The sequence below is a fragment of the Porphyrobacter sp. YT40 genome, assembly GCF_006542605.1.
Classification (GTDB): Bacteria; Pseudomonadota; Alphaproteobacteria; order Sphingomonadales; family Sphingomonadaceae; genus Erythrobacter.
The window spans coordinates 782,515-802,582 of sequence record NZ_CP041222.1 but is presented as its reverse complement, the minus strand read 5'-3'; the positions used below and the strand labels follow the sequence as shown (position 1 = coordinate 802,582).

The following is a 20,068-nucleotide window of genomic DNA, read 5'->3' as shown; positions in this document are numbered from 1 at the left end:
GTGAGTCCCCGCGCAGGCGGGCACCCCCCCGAAGCGAGCGCCAACCCGACCGAGGCCCCCGCCTTCGCGGGGGCGCTCCTCGCCGAGGCTCGTCGCGATTTCCCCGGCATGGTCACCCATGACGGCACACCGTGGCATTACCTCGACACCGCCGCCACCGCGCAGAAGCCGCGCGCGGTCATCGACGCCATGGCGCGCGCGCTGGGCGAGGATTACGCGACGGTCCATCGCGGGGTCTACACCCGCTCGGCCGAGATGACGCTCGCCTACGAAGCCGCGCGGCGCACCGTCGCGCGGTTCATCGGCGGGCACGAGGACGAGTTGGTCTTCACCCGCGGCGCGACCGAGGCGATCAACCTCGTCGCGCAGACCTGGGGCCGCGCGAACCTCAAGGCCGGCGACCGCATCCTGCTCTCGCAGGCCGAGCATCATTCGAACATCGTACCGTGGCAGATGGTGGCCGAGGAAATGGGCGCGCAGATCGACGTCTGCCCGCTGACGGACGACCACCGCATCGACCTCGATGCTGCCGAGGCGATGCTGACCGAGCGCCACAAGCTGGTGGCTTTCGGCCATGTCTCCAACGTCACCGGCGCGCTGCTCGATGCCCCGCGCGCCGCCGCGCTCGCGCACAAGGTCGGCGCAAAGCTGCTGCTCGACGGCTGCCAGAGCGCGCCGCACATGGCCGTGGACGTCGTAGCGCTGGGCTGCGATTTCTACGTCTTCTCCGCGCACAAGCTCTATGGCCCGACCGGGATCGGCGCGCTGTGGGCGAAGAAGGAACTGCTCGCCGCCATGCCTCCCTATCAGGGCGGCGGGGCGATGATCGACCGGGTGACCTTCGCGAAAACGACTTACGCCAGCGGGCCCCAGCGGTTCGAGGCCGGCACGCCTGCGATCACCGAAGCGATCGCCTTCGCCGCCGCCGCCGATTACGTCAGCGCCATCGGGCCGGACCGCATCCACGCGCACGAACAACAGCTGGTCGCCAAGCTCCGCCGCGAACTCGGGGCGATGAACGACGTGCGCCTGTTCGGCCCCACCGACAGCGCCGGGATCGTCAGCTTCGCCATCGACGACATTCACCCCCACGACCTCGGCACGATCCTCGACGAGAGCAATGTCGCGATCCGCGCCGGGCACCACTGCGCCCAGCCCTTGATGGACTATCTCGGCGTCCCCGCCACCGCGCGCGCCAGCTTCGGGCTCTATTCAAGCGAAGCCGATGTCGACGCGCTGCTCGCCGGGATCGCCCGCACCCGCAAGATTTTTGGAAAAGGATGAGAGCGATGGACAGCTCGGCCGAAAAACCCCCCCGCGCCCGTGTGGAAGATGCGATTGACACCGATGCGCCCCGCCAGCGCGATTATCTCGACGGCTTCCTCGCCGCCAAGCCCGCGCCCGATGCGGTCGGCGGGGACGGCAGCGATCTGCAAGCCGCGGTGATCGAGGCGCTGCGCGAAATTTTCGATCCGGAAATCCCGGTCAACATCTACGATCTTGGCCTGATCTACGGGGTCGAGGTGGATGACAATGCCGACGCCACCGTCACCATGACGCTTACGACGCCGCATTGCCCCGTCGCCGAGTCCATGCCGGGCGAGGTCGAATTGCGCGTCGCGAGCGTGCCGGGGATTCGCGATGCCGAGGTCAATCTCGTCTGGGATCCGCCGTGGGGCCCGCACAAGATGAGCGACGAAGCGCGGCTCGAACTGGGGATGTTGTGAGCGACACCGCCACCCTTGCGATTACCCTCGCGGACTACCGCGAGGCGCGCGATGCAGCAGATGTCGTCGCGCTGCTCGATGCCTATGCGCGGGATCCGATGGGCGGCGGCGAGCCCCTGTGCGATGAAGTCAAGGCGCGGCTGCCCAGCGATTTGGCCGCGAACCCGCAGGCCTTTTCGCTGATCGCACGGCTTGATGACCGCGCCGTGGGCCTCGCCAATTGCTTCATGGGCTATTCCACCTTCGCCGCCGCGCCGCTGGTCAATATCCACGATCTCGCGGTGCTGCCCGAGGCGCGCGGGCGCGGCGTTGGGAAGGCGCTGCTCGCCGCCATCGAGGCCGAGGCCTTGAAGCGCGGGGCCTGCAAGGTCACATTGGAGGTGCTGAGCGGCAACCCCGCACGCCATCTTTATGCGCGCGAAGGCTATGGCGACTACCAGCTCGATCCCGCCACCGGGCACGCGCTGTTCTGGCAGAAGAGGCTGACATGACCGAGACCACCACCACTTCGCGCCCCGCCCCCAAGGCCGCCGTCACCCTGACGCCCTCCGCCGAGGCGCGCATCGCGGAATTGATGAGCAAGGCCCCCGAGGACGCGATCGGCGTGAAGCTCTCCACGCCCCGGCGCGGCTGCTCGGGCCTCGCCTATTCGGTCGATTACGTCACTTCGGAAGCCAAATTCGACGAGAAGATCGTCACCCCCGGCGGCGTGTTCTACATCGACGGCGCTTCCGTGCTCTACCTCGTCGGCTCCGTGATGGACTGGCGCGAGGACGATTTCGCCGCGGGCTTCGTGTTCGAAAACCCCAACGCCAAGGGCGCCTGCGGCTGCGGCGAAAGCTTCATGGTCTGAGGCGGATTCGCTTTCGCTGTGTTGGTGTGGTAAGGCACTGCGCCATGGCCCAGAACAGTCACCGGGAACTCTACGAAAATCTGATGCGCGGCGCCGCCGAACGGATGCGTCTGCGCGCAGAGCGCGTGCTCGAACGCCAGCAGACAGCGCTCGAGTCTTATGGCGTGAGGCTGAACAGCATCCGGCTCAGCCGGGCCGATGAAGCGCAATGCTTCATCGAACAGATCGATGTCGAAGTATCGCGGCTGTCGAAGCGAATGGCGCGAACGGAGCGGGTCGAAAAGCGGGTCGAGTTTAAGGCTGCGATCGTGCATCTGAACGCGCTGAGAGAGCAGATCGTCAGCGGCAAGAAGCCGCCTGAAAGCGGTCTGCCCGTCATGGCTGTCCCGCCCAGCGGCCCACAGCCCAAGCAGGGAGGCGCTGCCGCCCCGCTCGAGTTCGACAGCTAAGCGATCAATCTTCCGCCGCGAGGCGTTCGATCAACCGGGTTTCCAGCTCGTCGACCTCGCCGTCGGCGTTGATCATTTTGTCGAGCCATTCGCTCTCGAAATCGGTGATCGCCGCACCTGCTGCGGCCTCGGCACCGTAGTCCGGGCCGCCCTGCTTCTTGCCGAACACCTTGCCGAAGTGGTTCGCCGCCTTGGGCGCCTCGCGCACCATGCGGCCGAAGAAGCGTCCGACGCTCGCCTGGTTGTCGGCGACGAAGGCCTCCAGTTCGCGGCGGCGTTCGTGGCTCAGCTGCGCATGTTTGAGGGTGAAGCCCTTGAGATAGTTGAGCACCCCGTCGATGAACAGATCGCCCCATTCGTCGGCGTTTTCCTCGGCGAGGGTGGCATCCTTCAAGCGGAACAGCATCTCGGCATCGAAGCGCGTGACGGCGGCAGGGCCGTGGCCGCCGCTCGCGAAGATCACGCGGCGGATGATGCGGCATTCGGCGGCGGTGATGCGGGTCGCGGCGAGTTCGCCGCCGCAGCGGGTCGGGCCGGTGCCGCTCAGCACCTCGCGCTCGACCACGCTCAGGACATAGGCCTTGAGCCGGTCGGGCGTGTTCTCGGCGCGTTCGAGGACGCGCACCATGCATTCGAGCTCGACCATGCTCTCGACGACGCCATTGGCCTCGATCTGCGCGATCAGCCATTCGGCTTCCTCGTCGGAGCATTGCAGGCGCGGCGGGGTGCCGTTGAGCACGAATTCGCCCACCGCCTCGACGAAGAAATCGCACCATTCCGGGCTGCGCTCCTTCAGGGCGCGGTTGAGTTCGAACAGCGTCTCGGCCTCGGCGCGGGTGATGATCCCGTCGCCCCAGCCTTCGCGGCGCAGCGCGAGCAGTTCCTCGGCGGTGATCCGGCCATCGGCGGCGGCGGCCTTGGCCACGGCGGTGAATTGGGTGGTCATGCTGGTGCTGTCCCCTGAAAGCTCGCGCAGGGTCATGGCACGAACAGGCTTAAGACGGCGTTACCGCCCCTCGACCTCGCGGATGCAGGCGGCGGGATCGACCGGAGCGCCGCCCTGCCGCAGCCTCGCTTCGACATGGGTCGCGGTGGGCTCGGCAGCGGCGGCAAGGGGGTAGAGATAGATGTCGAGCACGCAGGCGCGCCCGGCGAACTGGAGCTTCCTCGCATCGCCTTCGGCCACGTCGAGCCGGGGCGCGCCGAAGCGGCGGAGCAAGGCGGCGGGCGGCGATCCGATCACCCCGCCGAGGCCCTGCGGCGCCATCACCTGAGGCACCACCATAATGGTGCTGCGCGGCGGTGCAGCCGCAGCAGGCGCGCGTGCGGGCGCGGAGCCACCGGAGCCCGCACAGGCAGCAAGGCCCAGCCCAAGCCCCGCGATCAATGCCAGCCGGGCCGCGATCATGCTGCTGATGCCTCGCAGGTGAGGCGCCGCAGCACCAGATGCGTGCCCGCCGCCGCGCCGATCACCGGCGCGATCAGGCCCAGCACCGGCACCAGCATCATCCCCGCCACCACCGCGCCCAACAGCACCCTTTCGGCGAAGGGCACGGGGTTGGCCTTCTCCGCACCCCGGCAATGGCGCAGCCACGCCATGTCGGTGCATTCGCGCCCCAGCAAGACGGCATTGACGGCGAGGAACACCAGCCCCGGCCCCACTGCCGTGAACAGCAGCACCGCCGCCAGCGGCAGGGCGAGGAGGTTGTAGCCCAGCATCCGCAAGAGGCCCCGGCTCGCCACCGCCACCTCCCGCGTCAGCGGCAGGGGCTGTGCGGTCTTGGCCAGCGCCGGATAGTGCCGCGCCTCGACCGCGGCCACCACCTCGTCGGCGAAGAACTGGAGCACCGTCAGCGCCACCGCGCGGAACAGCAGCCAGAACCCGACAAGGGTGACGGCCAGCCACACGACAATGATCAGCGGCCCGCCGATGGACGGTGGCAGCAGCGCCGCGAACCACGCGGATTGCCGCAAGAGCTCGAGGCCGAACCACAGCCCCACACCCGCCCCCGCGAACACCGCCATCGTCACCGCGATGCTCTTGGCCGCGACCCGGCGCACGGCGCGGTCGCCCAGCTGGCCGAAGGCCTTCGTCACGGCGGCGGGAACGTGGGACATGGCCCGCTGCGATGCGTCGCTGTGCCGGTGAAGTCAACGCGCGGTTGCTGCACCGCACACAGATGGCTTGGCGTAGCGGGCGAAGGCGGCTAGGCGGCGCGCAGTTTTGCCATCCGAGGAACCTGCCGTGCCCGAAACCACCCCGCCCCGCTACGACGTCATCGCCATCGGCAATGCCGTGGTCGACGTGATCGCTTCCTGCGAGGAGGAGCTGATCGAGGAGCTTGAACTCAATCGCGGCGGCATGACCCTGATCGACGAAGCGCGCGCCGACGCGCTCTATGAAGCGATGCCGCCCGCGCGCGAGATTTCGGGCGGATCGGCGGCCAACACGCTGGCGGGGCTCGCCACGCTGGGCCTCGAATGCGCCTTCATCGGACAGGTCGCCGACGACCAGCTGGGCAAGGTGTTCCGCCACGACATGCGCGCCACAGGCATCGACTTCGACACCCCGGCGCGCCCCACCAGCGACAAGGACTCCGAACCGGCGACGGGCCGCGTGCTGATCTTCGTGACGCCCGATGGCGAGCGCACGATGAACACCTTCCTCGGCGCAGGGCAGTTCCTGCCTGCCGCCGCGCTCGACGAGGATCTGATCGCTTCGGCTGCGATCCTCTATCTCGAAGGCTATCTGTGGGACCCGGAAGAGCCCCGCCGCGCCATGCGCCGCGCGATCGAGGTCGCGCGCGAGGCGGGTCGCAAGGTCGCCTTCACCGCGTCGGAAAGCTTCGTCATCGCCCGCCACGGCGACGATTTCCGCGCGATGATCGAGGATGGCGTGATCGACATCCTGTTCGTCAACGAAACCGAGCTGGCGACGCTGACGGGCGAGGACGACTTCGAAGCGGGTCTGGCGAGCGTCGCGGGCAAGGTGCCCGTGCTGGTCGCCACCCGTTCGGAGAAGGGCGCGGTCGCGATCGCGCATGGCGAGCGCGCCGAAGTCGCCGCTGTGCCGGTGCTGAAGGTCGTCGACACCACCGGCGCGGGCGACCAGTTCGCGGCGGGCTTCCTGTCGGGCTACGTCAAGGGCGAACCGCTGACCCGCTGCCTCAAGCGCGGCGCGATCTGCGCCTCGGAAGTGATCTCGCACTACGGCCCGCGCCCCGAGGCCGATATGCTCAAGCTGATGGAAGAGCGGCTCTGATGTGTTGCGCCCCCGCCTCTGCGGGGGCGTCCTCGGCGAGCTTCAGGCCCTTGCGGGCCTGATCGCCTGCGGCTCGCGTGCGTGCGCTCGCGGTTGCTGCGCGATTCTTGTGTTGCGCCCCCGCCTCCGCGGGGGCGTCCTCGGCGAGTCTCAGGCCCTTGCGGGCCTGATCGCCTGCGGCTCGCGCGCGTGCGCTCGCGGTTGCTGCGCAACCGAGGGCAACGCTACCATCAAGATCAGCGGAGAACCGGCCCGCCAACGGACGGACCGCAAGGGCGACCGCCCGCCCGCAGATGCTCCGGCGCGAAGCCACGGAACCGCATCGAGGACGTGCCCGCAAATGCGGGCAAGCAATCAGGAACTCTTCTTATACCGCTCGATCGCCTCGATGGTGATCTGGCGCGCTTCGGCGGCGTCGCCCCACTTGCCCACGCGCACCCACTTTTCGGCTTCCAGATCCTTGTAGTGGGTGAAGAAGTGCTCGATCTGCTGGAAGATGATCGAGGGCAAATCCTTGGTCTCGGCCACGTCCGAGTAATAGGGGAAGGTCGTGTCCACCGGCACGCAGATCAGCTTCTCGTCGCCGCCGTGTTCGTCTTCGAGGTTGAGCACCCCGATCGGGCGGGCGCGCACCACGCAGCCCGGAATGAAGGGCGAGCGCGCAATCACCAGCGCATCGAGCGGGTCGCCATCGGGGCTGAGGGTGTGCGGCACGAAGCCATAATTCGCCGGATAGCGCATCGGCGTGTGCAGGATGCGGTCGACGAACAGCGCGCCCGATTCCTTGTCGAATTCGTACTTCACCGGCTCGCCCCCGGTGGGCACTTCGATGATGACGTTGAGATCGTCGGGCGGGTTCACCCCGGTGGGGATCTTGTCGATGCGCATGGTTGGTCTCTTTGTTGTGTGCGTTGCAAGAGGAGTTGCCGCGCGCCTTAATGCGTGTCGCAGGATTGCGAAAGGGGCTGTGTGGGCCTAATCGCGCACCGCTATGAGCAAGAAGACACCTCAGGCCATCCGCGGCACCCAGGACATTTTCGGCGCCGATGCCGAGGCTTTCGCCTTCGTGGTCGAAACCTTCGAACGTGTGCGCCGTCTCTACCGTTTCCGCAGGGTCGAAATGCCGGTGTTCGAAAAGACCGAGGTCTTCGCGCGCAGCCTTGGCGAGACCACGGATGTGGTGTCGAAGGAGATGTATTCCTTTGACGACCGCGGCGGCGAGAGCCTGACCCTGCGCCCCGAATTCACCGCCGGAATCGCGCGCGCTTTCCTCACCAACGGCTGGCAGCAATATGCGCCGCTGAAGGTTGCGACCCACGGGCCCCTGTTCCGCTACGAGCGCCCGCAGAAGGGCCGCTACCGCCAGTTCCACCAGATCGACGCCGAGGTGATCGGCGCGGGCGAGCCTCAGGCGGATGTCGAGCTGCTGGCGATGGCGGACCAGCTGTTGAAGGAGCTGGGCATCGCAGATGTTACGCTGCACCTCAACACGCTGGGCGATGCGGAGAGCCGCGAGGCGTGGCGGGCGGCGTTGATCGACTACTTCCGCGCCGTGAAGGATCAGCTGTCCGAGGAATCGCAGGAGCGGCTGGAGAAGAACCCGCTACGGATTCTGGATTCGAAGGACCCTCGCGACAAGCCGTTCCTCGCCGATGCGCCGAAGATCGATGCGTTTTTGTCGGAGGAGGCGAGCGCGTTCTTCGCCGCTGTCACCAGCGGGCTTGATGCGGCAGGGGTGAAGTGGGTGCGGGCGGAAAGCCTCGTGCGCGGGCTCGACTACTACCGCCACACGGCGTTCGAGTTCATCCCCGACGAGGGCAGTGCTTCGGCGGCGGCTTTGGGAACCCAGAGCACGGTGCTGGGCGGTGGGCGTTATGACGGGCTGATGGAATCGCTTGGGGGGGCGCCGACGCCAGCTGTGGGCTGGGCGGCTGGGATTGAGCGGCTGGCGATGCTGGTGGGGGCCGCCGAAGACGCAAAGCCGGACGACTGGACAGTCGCAGTTATTCCCGTTGGCGAAGGGGTCGAGCTTGAAGCCCAGCGCATCGTCGCCGCAATACGGTCAGAGCGGATCCCCTGCGAGTACGCCTATCGGGGCAACATGAAGAAGCGGATGCAGAAAGCCTCGGCTGCCGGAGCGCGCTATGTATTCATTCTCGGCGATGAGGAATTCGCGCAAGGCGTTGTAACCGTGCGCGATATGCGTTCAGGCGAACAGGCGCCGATGCAGTTGAGTTGGATTCCGCAAGGCGTGCTCGATCTGTTGTTCGAGAACACCGGTGCGGAACACTCCGGCGAAAAATTGCCGTCGCTTGCAGAACGTCTCGGTTCTCCCCCGCCCCGGGCTTGACCCGGGGCCCCGCTTCCCTTTTTCCGCCGCTCCAATAGAAGCGGGGTCCCGGCTCGGTGGCCGGGACGGTGAGTAAGACACAGAAATGCAAATCCCCCCTGAACGCCTTGACCAGATCGCACACCGTTTTGCGGAGCTGGAAGCGCGCATGGCCTCGGGCACGCTTGAAGGCGAGGCCTTTGTCCGCGCCTCCCGCGACTATGCGGAACTCGAACCCGTCGCCAAGATCGCCGCCGAGGTGAAATCCGCGCGCGAGGAGATGGCGGGGCTCACCGAAATGCTCGCCGATCCCGAGATGAAGGCGATGGCCGAGGAGGAACTCGCGCAGATCAAGGCCACCCTCCCCGATCTCGAACGCCGCCTCGCCATCGCGCTGCTGCCGCGCGATTCGGCGGACTCCAAGCCCGCGATGCTCGAAATACGTGCCGGCACTGGGGGTGATGAAGCCGCTCTGTTCGCCGCCGATCTCTACCGGATGTACGAGAAATACGCCGCCGAGCAGGGGTGGAAGGTCGAGCCGGTCAGCATCGCCGCCTCGGACATCGGCGGGTACAAGGAAGTCATCGCCAACGTCACCGGCACCGGCGTGTTCGCCAAGCTGAAGTTCGAGAGCGGCGTCCACCGCGTCCAGCGCGTGCCCGTGACCGAGAGCGGCGGGCGCATCCACACCTCGGCGGCGACCGTCGCGGTGCTGGCCGAGCCCGACGAGGTGGACGTGCAGATCGAGGACAAGGACCTCAAGATCGACGTCTACCGCGCCTCGGGCGCGGGCGGGCAGCACGTCAACACCACCGATTCGGCGGTGCGCATCACCCACCTGCCGACCGGCACCGTCGTGACCTGTCAGGACGGGCGAAGCCAGCACAAGAACAAGGAAAAGGCGATGCAGGTGCTGCGCACGCGGCTCTACGATGCCCAGCGCGAGGCCACCCAGGGCGCGGAGGCCGAGGCGAGGAAGGCGATGGTCGGCAGCGGCGACCGTTCGGAGCGCATCCGCACCTATAATTTCCCGCAGGGGCGCGTCACCGATCACCGCATCGGGCTGACGCTGCACAAGCTCGAAGAAGTGCTCGCCGGGCCGGGTCTCGCCGAACTGGTCGATGCGCTGATCGCCGAGGACGAAGGCAAGCGGCTGGCGACGTTGGCGGAATAATGACCGTCGGCGAAGCGATCCGCGCCGCTGCCGAGCGCCTCCTTGCCACCAGCGACACCGCGCGGCTCGATGCCGAGGTGCTGATGGCCCACGCACTCGGCCTTACGCGCTCGGATATGCTGCTGCGCGCCATGCGCGACCCCGCGCCCGAGGGGTTCGCAGCGTCGGTGGAGCGCCGCGCGGCGCAGGAGCCCGTCGCCTACATCACCGGCGAAACGGAGTTTTACGGCCTTACCCTCACAGTCACCCCCGCCACGCTGATCCCGCGCGGGGACAGCGAGACGCTGGTGGTCGCCGCGCTCGATCACGCGCAAGCTGCGGGACGGGCGATCGATCTCGGCACGGGGTCGGGCGCGCTGCTGCTCGCTCTGCTGGCGGAGCGGCCCGCTTGGCACGGCGTGGGGATCGACGCTTCGCAGGCCGCGCTGGCAGTTGCATCGGGCAATGCCGCCGCATTGGGCCTTTCCGCACGCAGCGAATGGCACCACCGCGACTGGCACACCCCCGGCTGGGCCGACGATCTGGGCACTTTCGACCTCATCCTCTGCAACCCGCCCTATGTCGAAGCCGACGCCGCGCTCGACCCGCAGGTGCGCGATTTCGAGCCCGCACCCGCGCTCTTCGCCGGGCCTGAAGGGCTGGACGACTACCGCATCCTGATCCCGCAATTGCGCACGCTGATGAACCCGCAAGCGGTCGCCATTCTCGAGATCGGGGCGAATCAGGCCGAGGCGGTGACGGCCGTCGCCGAAGCCGCGGGCTTTTCTGTTACATTGCGCCGCGATCTGGCGCAAAGGCCGCGCGCGCTGGTGCTCCGGTAACAGAAAGGCTTGGCAAACCGCAATTGCATCGCTACGTCCATAGCTGGCCAGACGAAATGCGAAGGGCGCAAGTCGCTGGACCAAGCTCCTAAACTCAGCTGATACGGCCGTCAGGGCAAGCCCCCGGCTGCGACAGAGCGGAGCGCGCGACATGGTTCGGGCATGGCCTGACATGGCGCATGGGCAAGGGGTCTGTTGACCGCGCGTGCAGTTAGAAATTTCACCGCAGGTCGCTGATAAGGAACAACTTCCTTGAATAACAACAACCGGAATAACCGTCGTCGTGGACGCGGCAACCGCAATCAGGGCGGCAATGGCGCTCAGCTGAACCGGATCGACAGCCGCGCACGCGGCAACGCCCCGCAGATGCTCGACAAGTACAAGAAGCTCGCGCAGGACGCCCAGCACAATGGCGACCGCGTGCAGATGGAGTACTACCTCCAGTTTGCCGATCACTATTTCCGCGTCATCGCCGACAACAAGGCGCGGCAGGAAGAGCAACGCGGCGGCAACAACAACAACGGCAACCGCCGCAATGACGAGCGCGAACAGGCCGAGGATTTCGAGGACGATTTCGATTTCGGCCGTCGCAGCGACACGCCGACGCGCTCGCCCTACGAACAGGCCGATGCCGCACCGCGCGCCGACGTGACCGAGGGCGAGCCCGGGCAGGAAGGCGAAAGCTTCCTCGCCGAAGATCGCAGCGAGGATCAGGGCGAGGGCCGCCAGCGCGGTCAGCGACGCCAGCAGCAGCGCAAGCCGCGCGAAAATCGCGGTGACGGTGAGCGGAGCGAAAAGCGCGCCGATCGCGCAGAGCGTCCGGCGCGTGCCGAGCGCAGCGAAAAGCCCGCCCGCACCCGCAAGCCGCGCAAGACCGCCGATGACGCCAGTCAGGGCGGCATCGACAGCGCGATTCTCCCGCCCTCGATCCGGGGTGACGATGCGGGCGGCGACAGCGGCACGCTCGAAACCGTCGAGTAATCACCATGAAGGAGCGGCTGGCGGCAGCGGCGGCCGCGGTGCCTGCGCTGGCGCAGCGGCGTCCGGCGTTGGCCGCGATCGTGCTGGGCCTCGTCGGGGCCTGCGCCTATCCACCGCTGCACCTGTGGCCGCTGGGCCTTGCCGCGCTGGCGGGGTTCGTGTGGCTGATCTACGCCGCCGATAGCTGGAAGCAGGCTGCGGCGCGCGGCTGGCTGTTCGGCTGGGCGCATCTGACGCTCGCCAACAACTGGATCGCGACCGCCTTCACCCATCAGGCCAAGATGCCCGAGGTGCTCGGCTGGGCGGCGGTGCCGCTGCTGTGCATCTACCTTGCGATCTACCCTGCGCTGGCCGCGCTCGCGGCGCATTTGTTGGCGAAGAAGCGCCCGGTGTGGGCCTTCGGACTGGTGCTGGCGGGAGCATGGATCGTCACCGAGTGGCTGCGCGGCTGGGTGTTCACCGGCTATCCGTGGCCGCCCGTCGGACTGATGCTGCTGGGGGACTGGAGCAGGCCCGGACTTGCGAAGTTTCTTCCGTGGATGGGCACCTATGCCCTGTCGGGAGTGACCCTCTACATTGCCGCGTCGGTGGCTGACATGCTTGCCGAGCGTCGCTGGATCAATGCGGCATTGATGGCGCTGCCGGTCACTTATTTCATGATCAATCCGCCCCTGCGTCCCGAACCGCAGACCGATGGCCTCCGCTACACCCTCGTCCAGCCCTATATCCCGCAATCCGAGATCAACGACGGCTCCAAGTTCGAGGAGCAATTCGCCCGCATCGCCCGCCTCACCGCGCCGGGGCGCGACGAGTCGCGCCTGGTGCTGTGGCCCGAAAGCGCGGTGCCGGATTATCTCGAGGACGGCTATCCCGAGCGCTACTACTTCCAGATGACCGCCGGCGGCGACCCCGCGTTGGCGCGCGCGCGGATCGGCAAGGTGATCGGGCCGCAATCGACCCTGCTGACCGGGGTGGTGAACCTCAACATCGGCACGCTGCCGAGCGGCATCAACAAGGGCCGCCCCGGCGCAGTGAGCGCGCGCAATTCGGTAATGGCGCTGAATGGCGAGGGCAAAATCGTCGGCGGTTACGACAAGGCGCATCTGGTGCCCTACGGCGAATATCTGCCGCTGCGCCCCATTCTCGAACCGCTCGGCCTGTCGCGGCTGGTGGCGGGGAACATCGACTACCTGCCCGGCCCCGGCCCGCGAACGCTCGATCTCGGGGTGCAGGGCAAGGCGGGCGTGATGATCTGCTACGAGATCGTCTTCTCCGGCCATGTCGCCGACCGCGAGAACCGGCCGGATTACATCTTCAATCCATCGAACGACGGCTGGTTCGGCTGGTGGGGCCCGCCGCAGCATCTCGCACAGGCGCGGATGCGCGCACTGGAAGAGGGCCTGCCGGTGTTGCGCTCGACCACCACCGGGATCAGCGCGGTGATCGACGCGAACGGCGTGGTGCGGGCGAGCGTCGGGATGGGCAAGGCCGAAGCGCTCGAAGGCATCGTTCCCGAGGCCAAGGCGCCGACCCTGTTCGCCCGCTGGGGCCATGCGCTGACACTGGCCTGGGCCGCACTGTTCATCGCGCTCGGCCTCGGTCTGCCGAGAGTGCTTGCGCTCATCCGCGCGCGCGGCTAGGGCGGTGGCGAACTGCCGGACATAAAGGTTTCCTTATATCTCTATAAGGTCGATGTTCCTGGCACCGAATCGCACTTCACACCTCCGGGGAAATCCATGCGCCACGATTATCTCTTCACCTCCGAAAGCGTTTCCGAAGGCCATCCCGACAAGGTTTCGGACCAGATTTCGGACGCGATCGTCGATCTGTTCCTGTCCAAGGACCCCGAAGCGCGCATCGCCTGCGAAACCCTGACCACCACCCAGCTCGTGGTGCTGGCGGGCGAAATTCGCTGCAAGGGTGTTTACGAATACGGGCGCGAGGAGTGGAAGGACAACGATTACTGGGCGCCCGGTGCCAAGGAAGAGATCGAAAAGACCGTCCGCGAAACGGTGAAGCGCATCGGCTATGAGCAGGACGGCTTCCACTGGGAGACCTTCCGCTTCGAAAACAACCTCCACGGCCAGTCCGCCCATATTGCGCAAGGCGTGGACGCCAAGGAGAACAAGGACGAGGGCGCGGGCGACCAGGGTATCATGTTCGGCTACGCCACCGACGAGACCCCGGGCCTGATGCCCGCAACGCTCTATTACAGCCACAAGATCCTCGAGCGCATGGCCGCCGACCGCCACTCGGGCGCGGCGCCCTTCCTCGAACCCGATGCCAAGAGCCAGGTCACGCTGCGCTATGAAGGCTCGACCCCGGTGGCCGCCACCGCGATCGTCGTCTCGACCCAGCACAAGCCCGGTTACGACGAGAGCAACCCCGCCAAGCAGGCCGAGCTCGAAGCCTACGTCAAGGGCGTGATTGCCGACGTAATCCCGGCGAACCTGCTGGGCGAGACCGAATATTTCATCAACCCCACCGGCAAGTTCGAAATCGGCGGGCCGGATGGCGACGCAGGGCTCACGGGCCGTAAGATCATCGTCGACACCTATGGCGGCGCGGCTCCGCATGGCGGCGGCGCGTTCAGCGGCAAGGACCCGACCAAGGTTGACCGCAGCGCGGCCTACATCACCCGCTACCTCGCCAAGAACGTCGTCGCCGCGGGCCTCGCCACGCGCTGCACGATCCAGATCGCCTATGCGATCGGCGTGTCGAAGCCGCTCAGCCTCTATGTCGACACGCACGAGACCGGCACCGTCGGCGACGACGCGATCGAGAAGGCGATCCTCGGGATTGCCAAGCTCGGCGGGCTGACCCCGCGTTCGATCCGCACGCATCTCGGCCTCAACAAGCCGATCTACCAGCCGACCGCCGCCTATGGTCACTTCGGTCGCGCGGCAGAGGGCGACCTCTTCCCGTGGGAGCGGCTCGATCTGGTCGACGATCTCAAGGCTGCGCTGGCCTGATTTTCGGGTAGGGTGCTGCCTGTGACGGCACCCTCATCCGCTTCGCAACGCATCCTCGCGCTCGACGCACTGCGGGGCGTGGCCGTTGCCGGGATCGTGGGCATGAACGTGCTCGCCTTCGCCCTGCCCGCCCCGGCCTATTACAATCCGCTCGCCTATGGCGGGGTGAGCCCGCCCGATTACTGGGTGTGGCTGGCGAGCTTTGTCTTCATCGAGGACAAGTTCCGTACGCTTTTCGCGATGCTGTTCGGCGCGGGGTGCCTGATCCTGATCGAGCGCGCAGGCGCCGCACCGTGGCGGGCGCATTATGCGCGCATGGCGGTGCTGTTCCTTATCGGCGTTGCCCACGCGATCCTGCTGGCGAGCAATGACGTTCTGCGCGCCTATGCGCTGGCCGGATGCGCGCTGCCGCTGCTGGCGGGTCTGTCGGCGCGCGGGCTGGTGAGCGTTGCTATCGGCTTGCTGGGCGTGCATCTGATGCTCGGCATCGTGGTGCTCGGCGCGCCGATGGCGATGTATCTCGCGGGCCATACGGGCAGTGACGGGATGCTGTGGGCGCAGCGCCAGTTCGGCCACGATCCGCCCACGATCCTGATGCTGCTGGAGCAAGGGCGCGAGGGACTGGCCGAACGCGTGGCGCGTCGCAGCCTCGGCATTCCGGCGCAGATGACCGCGCTGGTGGCGGCGCTGCCGCTCAACCTGTCGGCGATGGCGCTCGGCATGGGGCTGTGGCGCGGCGGGATGCTGAAGGGCGAATGGCGCACCTTCCGGCTGCAACGCGTCGCGGGCCTCGCGGCGCTGGTGGCGCTGCCTGGGCTGCTGCTGATGGCGGGATGGCTGGTGCGCGAGGGCTTCGCCGCCCCACTGGTCGGCCCGGTGGCGCTGGTGCTGTCCGCGCCGTTCGACATGGCGCTGGCGCTCGCCTATGCCGCGCTGGCGATGGCCTTCCTGACGCGCGACACGGGCCTGACCGCAAGGCTGGCGGCGGCGGGGCGGCTGTCGCTGACCAACTATCTGCTGACGAGCGTGATCCTTGCGGGTGTGTTCGCCCATTGGGGCCTCGGCCTGTTCGGCGAGGTCAGTCGCTGGCAGGCCTTCGCGATCGGCGCGGTGCCGGTGGCGGCGATGCTGGCGTGGTCGCCGTGGTGGGTGGAGCGCGTCGGGCAAGGCCCCTTCGAGCGGCTGTGGCGGGCGGGCGCGCGGATGCTGTCCTAGCCGCCGTCCTGCGCTGCCTGCCGCGCCTCGCGCCAGCGGCCCCAGCTGGTGCCGGTGACAAGGCCCGCGAAGGCTCCGGGTGCGGCAAAGAACAGGCCCTCGGCAACCCCGACTTCGCCAGCCAGAAGCCAGATGATGGCGGGCGGGACCACAGCGCCCAGCAACAGCCCCGCGAGGGCATAGGCGCCGCCATGCTCCTGCCCTGTCCGGGACATCAGGAATGTCAGCGGCAAACCGAACAGCAGTGCCGAACCCAGCACCATCGCGCCCGAGAGCACCAGCGGATAGGCAAACAGCATGGCCGTCGCCACGAATTCGCCCTCGCCAAGCCCGGCCGCAGCCAGCGGGATCATGAACAATACGCTGTAGGGCGCGGCCCCGGCCAGCGTGCCCCAACCGACAGCGCGGGCGAAAGCCTGAAACGCATTTTGCATGGCAGCCTCCTGTGGTGAGGCAGGGCGACCTTGCAGCCGCCCCGCTCGGCGATCAGGCCTCGGGCCCGGCAGGCCGCGCCGCCGCTGCCCATTGCTCCTCGCGGAACCACGCGCCGACCTTGCGACCGAACTTCGCGATGGCGTTCATGTTGAAGAAGTGCATGAAGCCCAGCACCACCACGACGATGCCGACCTTGGTCGACAGGAAGCGGATCACGTCCGCCGCATCTTCGGGCGAGCTTCCGAAGCGCAGGGTCAGCAGGATCCAGCCCAAATTGACGAGGTAGAAGCCCACCACCAGCAGATGGTTGGTCGATTCCGCCAGCGTCCGGTCGTGCCCGAAACATTCCACCAGAAACACGAGGCCGTTCTTCGACAGGGTCTGCGCCACCCAAACGGTAAGGCCGATGCTGACGATCAGGTAGGCGACATAGGCATAGATATCGTACATCTTATTCTCCTGTTCTTTCTGAATTTACCGAAATCAAATCATACAAGTGTGCTCCAAGGGTTTCTCCTTCGCTCCGATGTCAGATCAGTGTCGGTCGCTTCCGCCACCCGGCAGGAAGCGGGCGATACCGCGGCCGAGCTTCATCAGCCGCACCAGTGTCGGCTTGGGCAGGTGGCGCACGTCGGCATACCAGCCGGTCAGCGTGCCGATGAATTCGTGCATCCGTCCGATCCGCTCGCGCACGTGCACCGGCACTTCGCCGCGCGCTGTGACGCTGTCGGACAGTTCGCCGAGCAGCCGGATGGTGGGATCGAGCTCACGCTTCTTGCGCTCCTCGGCGAGGCGCATCAGCACCTCCCACAGGTCGGTCTCGGCAACGAAGTGGTCGCGCCGGTCGCCCTCGATATGGACGCGGCGGACGATGCCGTAGCCCTGCAATTCCTTGAGCCCAGTCGAGACGTTGGAGCGCGCGAGGCCCAGCACATCGCAGATTTCCTCGGCGTGCAGCGGGCGGTCGCTGAGATAGAGCAGCGCATGAACCTGCGCGACCGAGCGGTTGACGCCCCATGCCGTGCCCATCTCCCCCCAGTGAAGGATGAAGGCGCGCGCCTCGGGAATGTCCATCAGATCGGCCACGAATCGCCTCGTCTTTCTCTATTTCTGAAAATACAGAAATCCGAGATAGACGCAAGCACTAAGCGTCGGGCGTGTCTTCCCCATGGATCGGCGAAGGCCGGTCGAGCGCCAGTTCGCCCTCGGAAAAGGTGAAGGGGCTGCGCACCCCCGCCATGCCGCCGAGTTCCACCCGCATCCCGCGCGCGATAACCTGCGGATCGGCGAAGACCTCGTCCAGCCGGTTGATCGGCCCGGCGGGGACACCCGCCTTGTGGCAGGCATCGAGCAGGCCCTGCTTGCTCCACCTTGCGCAGGCCGCGGCAATCTCGGCATCGAGCGCAGCGGCGTTGGCGGTGCGGTCGCCATTGGTGGCGAAACGCGGGTCGTTTGCCAGAGCGTCCAGCCCCAGCACCGCCATCAGCTTGTGGAACAGCCCGTCATTGGCAGGCGCGAGGATCACGTGGCCGTCGCTCACCGCGAAGACACCATAGGGCGCGACCTGCGCGTGGGCATTGCCCATCCGGGGCGGGTTCTCGCCGGTGGTGAAGAAATAGGTCGCCTGATTGGCGAGCAGGCCGACCGAGCAGTCCAGCAGGCTCATATCGACCTGCTGGCCCCGGCCCGTCCGCGCGCGCATCAACAGCGCCGCCTGCACGCCGTTCGCGGCCCAGACCCCGGTGGCGAGGTCGCTGATCGAGATGCCCATCTTGACCGGATGCCCCTCGGGCTCGCCGGTGAGCGACATCAGCCCGCTCATCCCCTGCGCGACGAAATCGTACCCCGCCTCATGCGCGCGCGGGCCGGTCTGTCCGAAGCCGGTGATCGAGCAATAGACGAGGCCCGGGTTGGCGGCCGAGAGACTGGCGTAGTCGAGGCCGAACTTGGCGAGGCTGCCGGTCTTGAAGTTCTCGATCACCACATCGGCGCGCTCGCACAGGGCCTTCACCCGCGCGAGATCGCCCCCATCGGCGAAATCGGCGATGATCGAGCGCTTGCCGCGGTTGCAGGCGTGGTAATAGGCGGCCTCGCGGTGGGTCTTGCCGCTTTCGTCCACCCGCTCCACCCAGGGCGGCCCCCACAGCCGGGTGCCGTCGCCCTCCGGGCTTTCGACCTTGATCACATCCGCGCCGAGATCGGCGAGGATCTGCCCGCAGAACGGACCCGCCAGCACCCGCGCCAGCTCCACGACCTTGAGGCCCGCAAGCGGCGCATTCGGATTGCGGGGCTCAGCCAGCCACATCGGCTATTGCCTCAGATGCCGACGCAGGAAGGCGACAGAATCCGCCAGCACCGGCCCCTTGCCGCGGAACGGGACCGAGAGCGCCATCACCACTTCCTCGTGATCGAGCGGGCCGTAGTTCTTCACCTCCACCGGCGCGCCCAGCCTTGTCAGCTTCGCGCCGAGATTGTTGGCGTTCTTCGCGCGCACCGTCTCGTCGCCATCGGAAGTGACGAGCAGCAGCGGCGGCGCATCGGCGCGGGCGAAGGTGATCGGCTGGGTCTCTTCGGGATGGGGCCACTGGCTCATCGCGTCGATCGCGCGTTCGGAGGTGAAGGGGTAGAAATCATAGGGCCCGGACAGGCCGACACCCGCCTTGACGAAGCCCGGTGCGACACCCGCCGCCGCCAGCCGCTTGGCATCGAGCGTCAGCATCACCGCCTGATAGGCCCCCGCCGAGTGCCCCATCACCGCCACCCGCGCCGGATCGCCGCCGTGTTGCGCGATGTTGTCCTCCACCCACTTGGCCGCCTCGGCCCCGTCGTCGAGGAAGGCGGGGAAGCGCACCTCGGGAACCTTGCGATAATCGGGGATCACCACCAGGAATCCCTCGCGCGCCAGTGCCCGCCCGGCAAAGGCATAGGAGGTGCGGTCGCCCTTCACCCAGCCGCCACCATACCAGAAGATCACCACCGGCAGCGGCCCGTGCGTCGGCATGTGGGGCGCCCAGATGTCGAGGCTCTGCCCGTGGCTGCCGAAAGCGACCCCCTCGGCAACCAGCTGCGCGCCCTCGGTCCCGCCCGCGACGCGGTCGTAATAGGACAGCAGCCGCGGCGGCGAGGTAAAGGCGAGCACGCCGCCCACCGCCGCCAGCAGGCCGAGCCCGCCGATCACCAGCCCCCGCTTCATGCGGCGAGGTAATGCGCGGTGGTGGTCGCGGCGATATCGGCCTCGGTCACGCCGGGCGCCATCTCGATCAGGCGGAAGGGCTCGCTCTTCGAGGGTCGCTGGAACACCGCGAGATTGGTGATGATCATGTCGACCACGCCCGCGCCCGTCAGCGGCAGGGTGCATTCGGGAATGAACTTGGGCGAGCCGTCCTTGGCGGTGTGGTCCATCACCACGATGATCTGCTTGACCCCGGCGACCAGATCCATCGCCCCGCCCATGCCCTTGATCATCTTGCCTGGGATCATCCAGTTGGCGATGTCGCCGTTCTCGGCCACCTCCATCGCGCCCAGCACGGTGAGGTCGATATGCCCGCCGCGGATCATCGCGAAGCTGGTGGCGCTGTCGAAATAGGCGCTGTGCGGCAGCTCGCTGATGGTCTGCTTGCCTGCATTGATCAGGTCGGGATCGACCTCGTCCTCATAAGGGAAGGGTCCGATGCCGAGCATCCCGTTCTCGCTCTGAAGCGTCACCAGCATCCCCTCGGGAATGTGGTTAGCGACCAGAGTCGGGATGCCGATGCCGAGATTGACGTAATAGCCATCCTTCAATTCACGCGCGGCGCGGGCGGCCATCTGGTCGCGGGTCCAGCCGGAAGGTGTGGTCATGGAAAGCAAC

The 20,068-nt window shown here is 67.2% G+C and carries 23 protein-coding genes; 13 read left to right on the top strand and 10 right to left on the bottom strand.

Features of this window, described 5'->3' with window-relative positions; genetic code table 11:
• Positions 1 to 108: 108 nt before the first annotated feature.
• From E2E27_RS03860 to E2E27_RS03840, 5 genes are read left to right on the top strand one after another with little or no spacing between them, the layout of a single operon-like run.
• Positions 109 to 1,284 carry an aminotransferase class V-fold PLP-dependent enzyme gene (locus E2E27_RS03860; protein WP_234036289.1) on the top strand — a complete coding sequence of 392 codons (1,176 nt, stop codon included), beginning with the start codon at positions 109 to 111 and terminating at the stop codon, positions 1,282 to 1,284.
• Positions 1,285 to 1,289: 5 nt separating this feature from the next.
• A complete protein-coding gene (locus E2E27_RS03855) occupies positions 1,290 to 1,727 on the top strand; it encodes an SUF system Fe-S cluster assembly protein (RefSeq protein ID WP_181443545.1) in 438 nt (145 codons plus the stop codon).
• Entirely contained in the window at positions 1,724 to 2,218 is a 495-nt protein-coding gene (locus E2E27_RS03850) for a GNAT family N-acetyltransferase (RefSeq protein WP_141457773.1), read from the top strand. Before E2E27_RS03855 ends, E2E27_RS03850 begins: the two co-directional genes overlap by 4 nt.
• Complete coding sequence (locus E2E27_RS03845) at positions 2,215 to 2,580, top strand: HesB/IscA family protein (protein WP_141457772.1); 366 nt, start codon at positions 2,215 to 2,217, stop codon at positions 2,578 to 2,580. The genes E2E27_RS03850 and E2E27_RS03845 overlap by 4 nt, the downstream gene beginning before the upstream one ends.
• Before the next feature lie 44 nt (positions 2,581 to 2,624).
• Complete coding sequence (locus E2E27_RS03840; protein ID WP_141457771.1) at positions 2,625 to 3,029, top strand: hypothetical protein; 405 nt, start codon at positions 2,625 to 2,627, stop codon at positions 3,027 to 3,029.
• Between the two features lie 4 nt (positions 3,030 to 3,033).
• On the opposite strand, the gene E2E27_RS03835 is transcribed toward E2E27_RS03840, so the two are convergent.
• Genes E2E27_RS03835 through E2E27_RS03825 form a run of 3 tightly spaced genes read right to left on the bottom strand, consistent with a single transcriptional unit; the run spans position 3,034 to position 5,147 of the window.
• On the bottom strand, positions 3,034 to 3,975 hold the full coding sequence (locus E2E27_RS03835) for a hypothetical protein (RefSeq protein WP_141457770.1): 942 nt from the start codon (positions 3,973 to 3,975) through the stop codon (positions 3,034 to 3,036).
• A gap of 60 nt (positions 3,976 to 4,035) precedes the next feature.
• A complete protein-coding gene (locus E2E27_RS03830; RefSeq protein WP_141457769.1) occupies positions 4,036 to 4,437 on the bottom strand; it encodes a hypothetical protein in 402 nt (133 codons plus the stop codon).
• On the bottom strand, positions 4,434 to 5,147 hold the full coding sequence (locus tag E2E27_RS03825) for an EI24 domain-containing protein (RefSeq protein WP_141457768.1): 714 nt from the start codon (positions 5,145 to 5,147) through the stop codon (positions 4,434 to 4,436). The genes E2E27_RS03830 and E2E27_RS03825 overlap by 4 nt, the downstream gene beginning before the upstream one ends.
• A gap of 127 nt (positions 5,148 to 5,274) precedes the next feature.
• Here E2E27_RS03825 and E2E27_RS03820 point away from each other — a divergent pair, with 127 nt between their 5' ends.
• A complete protein-coding gene (locus tag E2E27_RS03820; protein ID WP_141457767.1) occupies positions 5,275 to 6,291 on the top strand; it encodes an adenosine kinase in 1,017 nt (338 codons plus the stop codon).
• Positions 6,292 to 6,645: 354 nt separating this feature from the next.
• On the opposite strand, the gene ppa is transcribed toward E2E27_RS03820, so the two are convergent.
• Positions 6,646 to 7,179: an inorganic diphosphatase gene (gene ppa, locus E2E27_RS03815; RefSeq protein ID WP_141457766.1), complete on the bottom strand. Its 534-nt coding sequence runs from the start codon at positions 7,177 to 7,179 to the stop codon at positions 6,646 to 6,648.
• Positions 7,180 to 7,282: 103 nt separating this feature from the next.
• On the opposite strand from ppa, the gene hisS reads away from it, so the two are divergent.
• From hisS to E2E27_RS03780, 7 genes are all read left to right on the top strand, one after another.
• Positions 7,283 to 8,641, top strand: a complete 1,359-nt coding sequence (hisS, locus tag E2E27_RS03810) for a histidine--tRNA ligase (RefSeq protein ID WP_141457765.1) — start codon at positions 7,283 to 7,285, stop codon at positions 8,639 to 8,641.
• An 85-nt stretch (positions 8,642 to 8,726) separates the two neighbouring features.
• Positions 8,727 to 9,794 carry a peptide chain release factor 1 gene (gene prfA, locus E2E27_RS03805; protein WP_141457764.1) on the top strand — a complete coding sequence of 356 codons (1,068 nt, stop codon included), beginning with the start codon at positions 8,727 to 8,729 and terminating at the stop codon, positions 9,792 to 9,794.
• On the top strand, positions 9,794 to 10,615 hold the full coding sequence (gene prmC, locus E2E27_RS03800) for a peptide chain release factor N(5)-glutamine methyltransferase (protein ID WP_141457763.1): 822 nt from the start codon (positions 9,794 to 9,796) through the stop codon (positions 10,613 to 10,615). Before prfA ends, prmC begins: the two co-directional genes overlap by 1 nt.
• 252 nt (positions 10,616 to 10,867) lie before the next feature.
• Positions 10,868 to 11,596 carry a DUF4167 domain-containing protein gene (locus E2E27_RS03795; RefSeq protein WP_141457762.1) on the top strand — a complete coding sequence of 243 codons (729 nt, stop codon included), beginning with the start codon at positions 10,868 to 10,870 and terminating at the stop codon, positions 11,594 to 11,596.
• Between the two features lie 5 nt (positions 11,597 to 11,601).
• Positions 11,602 to 13,236 (top strand): apolipoprotein N-acyltransferase, encoded by a 1,635-nt coding sequence (lnt, locus tag E2E27_RS03790; RefSeq protein WP_141457761.1) that lies wholly within the window; start codon positions 11,602 to 11,604, stop codon positions 13,234 to 13,236.
• Between the two features lie 96 nt (positions 13,237 to 13,332).
• The gene (metK, locus tag E2E27_RS03785; RefSeq protein ID WP_141457760.1) at positions 13,333 to 14,568 is read left to right on the top strand and encodes a methionine adenosyltransferase; all 1,236 of its coding nucleotides are present in this window, start codon (positions 13,333 to 13,335) and stop codon (positions 14,566 to 14,568) included.
• Positions 14,569 to 14,589: 21 nt separating this feature from the next.
• The gene (locus tag E2E27_RS03780) at positions 14,590 to 15,783 is read left to right on the top strand and encodes a DUF418 domain-containing protein (RefSeq protein WP_234036174.1); all 1,194 of its coding nucleotides are present in this window, start codon (positions 14,590 to 14,592) and stop codon (positions 15,781 to 15,783) included.
• On the opposite strand, the gene E2E27_RS03775 is transcribed toward E2E27_RS03780, so the two are convergent.
• From E2E27_RS03775 to E2E27_RS03750, 6 genes are all read right to left on the bottom strand, one after another.
• Positions 15,780 to 16,217: a hypothetical protein gene (locus E2E27_RS03775; protein ID WP_141457759.1), complete on the bottom strand. Its 438-nt coding sequence runs from the start codon at positions 16,215 to 16,217 to the stop codon at positions 15,780 to 15,782. The two genes, E2E27_RS03780 and E2E27_RS03775, sit on opposite strands and share 4 nt — an antisense overlap.
• 52 nt (positions 16,218 to 16,269) lie before the next feature.
• Entirely contained in the window at positions 16,270 to 16,668 is a 399-nt protein-coding gene (locus E2E27_RS03770; protein ID WP_141457758.1) for a hypothetical protein, read from the bottom strand.
• 84 nt (positions 16,669 to 16,752) lie between these two features.
• On the bottom strand, positions 16,753 to 17,304 hold the full coding sequence (locus E2E27_RS03765; protein ID WP_234036173.1) for a GbsR/MarR family transcriptional regulator: 552 nt from the start codon (positions 17,302 to 17,304) through the stop codon (positions 16,753 to 16,755).
• Positions 17,305 to 17,362: 58 nt separating this feature from the next.
• On the bottom strand, positions 17,363 to 18,523 hold the full coding sequence (locus E2E27_RS03760) for a CaiB/BaiF CoA transferase family protein (RefSeq protein ID WP_141457757.1): 1,161 nt from the start codon (positions 18,521 to 18,523) through the stop codon (positions 17,363 to 17,365).
• Between the two features lie 3 nt (positions 18,524 to 18,526).
• Positions 18,527 to 19,411 carry an alpha/beta hydrolase gene (locus E2E27_RS03755; RefSeq protein WP_141457756.1) on the bottom strand — a complete coding sequence of 295 codons (885 nt, stop codon included), beginning with the start codon at positions 19,409 to 19,411 and terminating at the stop codon, positions 18,527 to 18,529.
• Positions 19,408 to 20,058: a CoA transferase subunit B gene (locus E2E27_RS03750; protein ID WP_141457755.1), complete on the bottom strand. Its 651-nt coding sequence runs from the start codon at positions 20,056 to 20,058 to the stop codon at positions 19,408 to 19,410. Before E2E27_RS03750 ends, E2E27_RS03755 begins: the two co-directional genes overlap by 4 nt.
• Between the last annotated feature and the right edge of the window lie 10 nt (positions 20,059 to 20,068).

Excerpts from the sequence above, each read along its gene's own strand:
- E2E27_RS03860 (WP_234036289.1), top strand. The coding sequence starts at position 109 with ATGGTCACCCATGACGGCACACCGTGGCATTACCTCGACACCGCCGCC.
- E2E27_RS03855 (WP_181443545.1), top strand. The coding sequence starts at position 1,290 with ATGGACAGCTCGGCCGAAAAACCCCCCCGCGCCCGTGTGGAAGATGCG.
- E2E27_RS03845 (WP_141457772.1), top strand. The coding sequence starts at position 2,215 with ATGACCGAGACCACCACCACTTCGCGCCCCGCCCCCAAGGCCGCCGTC.
- E2E27_RS03840 (WP_141457771.1), top strand. The coding sequence starts at position 2,625 with ATGGCCCAGAACAGTCACCGGGAACTCTACGAAAATCTGATGCGCGGC.
- E2E27_RS03835 (WP_141457770.1), bottom strand. The coding sequence starts at position 3,975 with ATGACCACCCAATTCACCGCCGTGGCCAAGGCCGCCGCCGCCGATGGC.
- E2E27_RS03830 (WP_141457769.1), bottom strand. The coding sequence starts at position 4,437 with ATGATCGCGGCCCGGCTGGCATTGATCGCGGGGCTTGGGCTGGGCCTT.
- E2E27_RS03825 (WP_141457768.1), bottom strand. The coding sequence starts at position 5,147 with ATGTCCCACGTTCCCGCCGCCGTGACGAAGGCCTTCGGCCAGCTGGGC.
- ppa (WP_141457766.1), bottom strand. The coding sequence starts at position 7,179 with ATGCGCATCGACAAGATCCCCACCGGGGTGAACCCGCCCGACGATCTC.
- hisS (WP_141457765.1), top strand. The coding sequence starts at position 7,283 with ATGAGCAAGAAGACACCTCAGGCCATCCGCGGCACCCAGGACATTTTC.
- prfA (WP_141457764.1), top strand. The coding sequence starts at position 8,727 with ATGCAAATCCCCCCTGAACGCCTTGACCAGATCGCACACCGTTTTGCG.
- prmC (WP_141457763.1), top strand. The coding sequence starts at position 9,794 with ATGACCGTCGGCGAAGCGATCCGCGCCGCTGCCGAGCGCCTCCTTGCC.
- lnt (WP_141457761.1), top strand. The coding sequence starts at position 11,602 with ATGAAGGAGCGGCTGGCGGCAGCGGCGGCCGCGGTGCCTGCGCTGGCG.
- metK (WP_141457760.1), top strand. The coding sequence starts at position 13,333 with ATGCGCCACGATTATCTCTTCACCTCCGAAAGCGTTTCCGAAGGCCAT.
- E2E27_RS03775 (WP_141457759.1), bottom strand. The coding sequence starts at position 16,217 with ATGCAAAATGCGTTTCAGGCTTTCGCCCGCGCTGTCGGTTGGGGCACG.
- E2E27_RS03770 (WP_141457758.1), bottom strand. The coding sequence starts at position 16,668 with ATGTACGATATCTATGCCTATGTCGCCTACCTGATCGTCAGCATCGGC.
- E2E27_RS03760 (WP_141457757.1), bottom strand. The coding sequence starts at position 18,523 with ATGTGGCTGGCTGAGCCCCGCAATCCGAATGCGCCGCTTGCGGGCCTC.
- E2E27_RS03755 (WP_141457756.1), bottom strand. The coding sequence starts at position 19,411 with ATGAAGCGGGGGCTGGTGATCGGCGGGCTCGGCCTGCTGGCGGCGGTG.
- E2E27_RS03750 (WP_141457755.1), bottom strand. The coding sequence starts at position 20,058 with ATGACCACACCTTCCGGCTGGACCCGCGACCAGATGGCCGCCCGCGCC.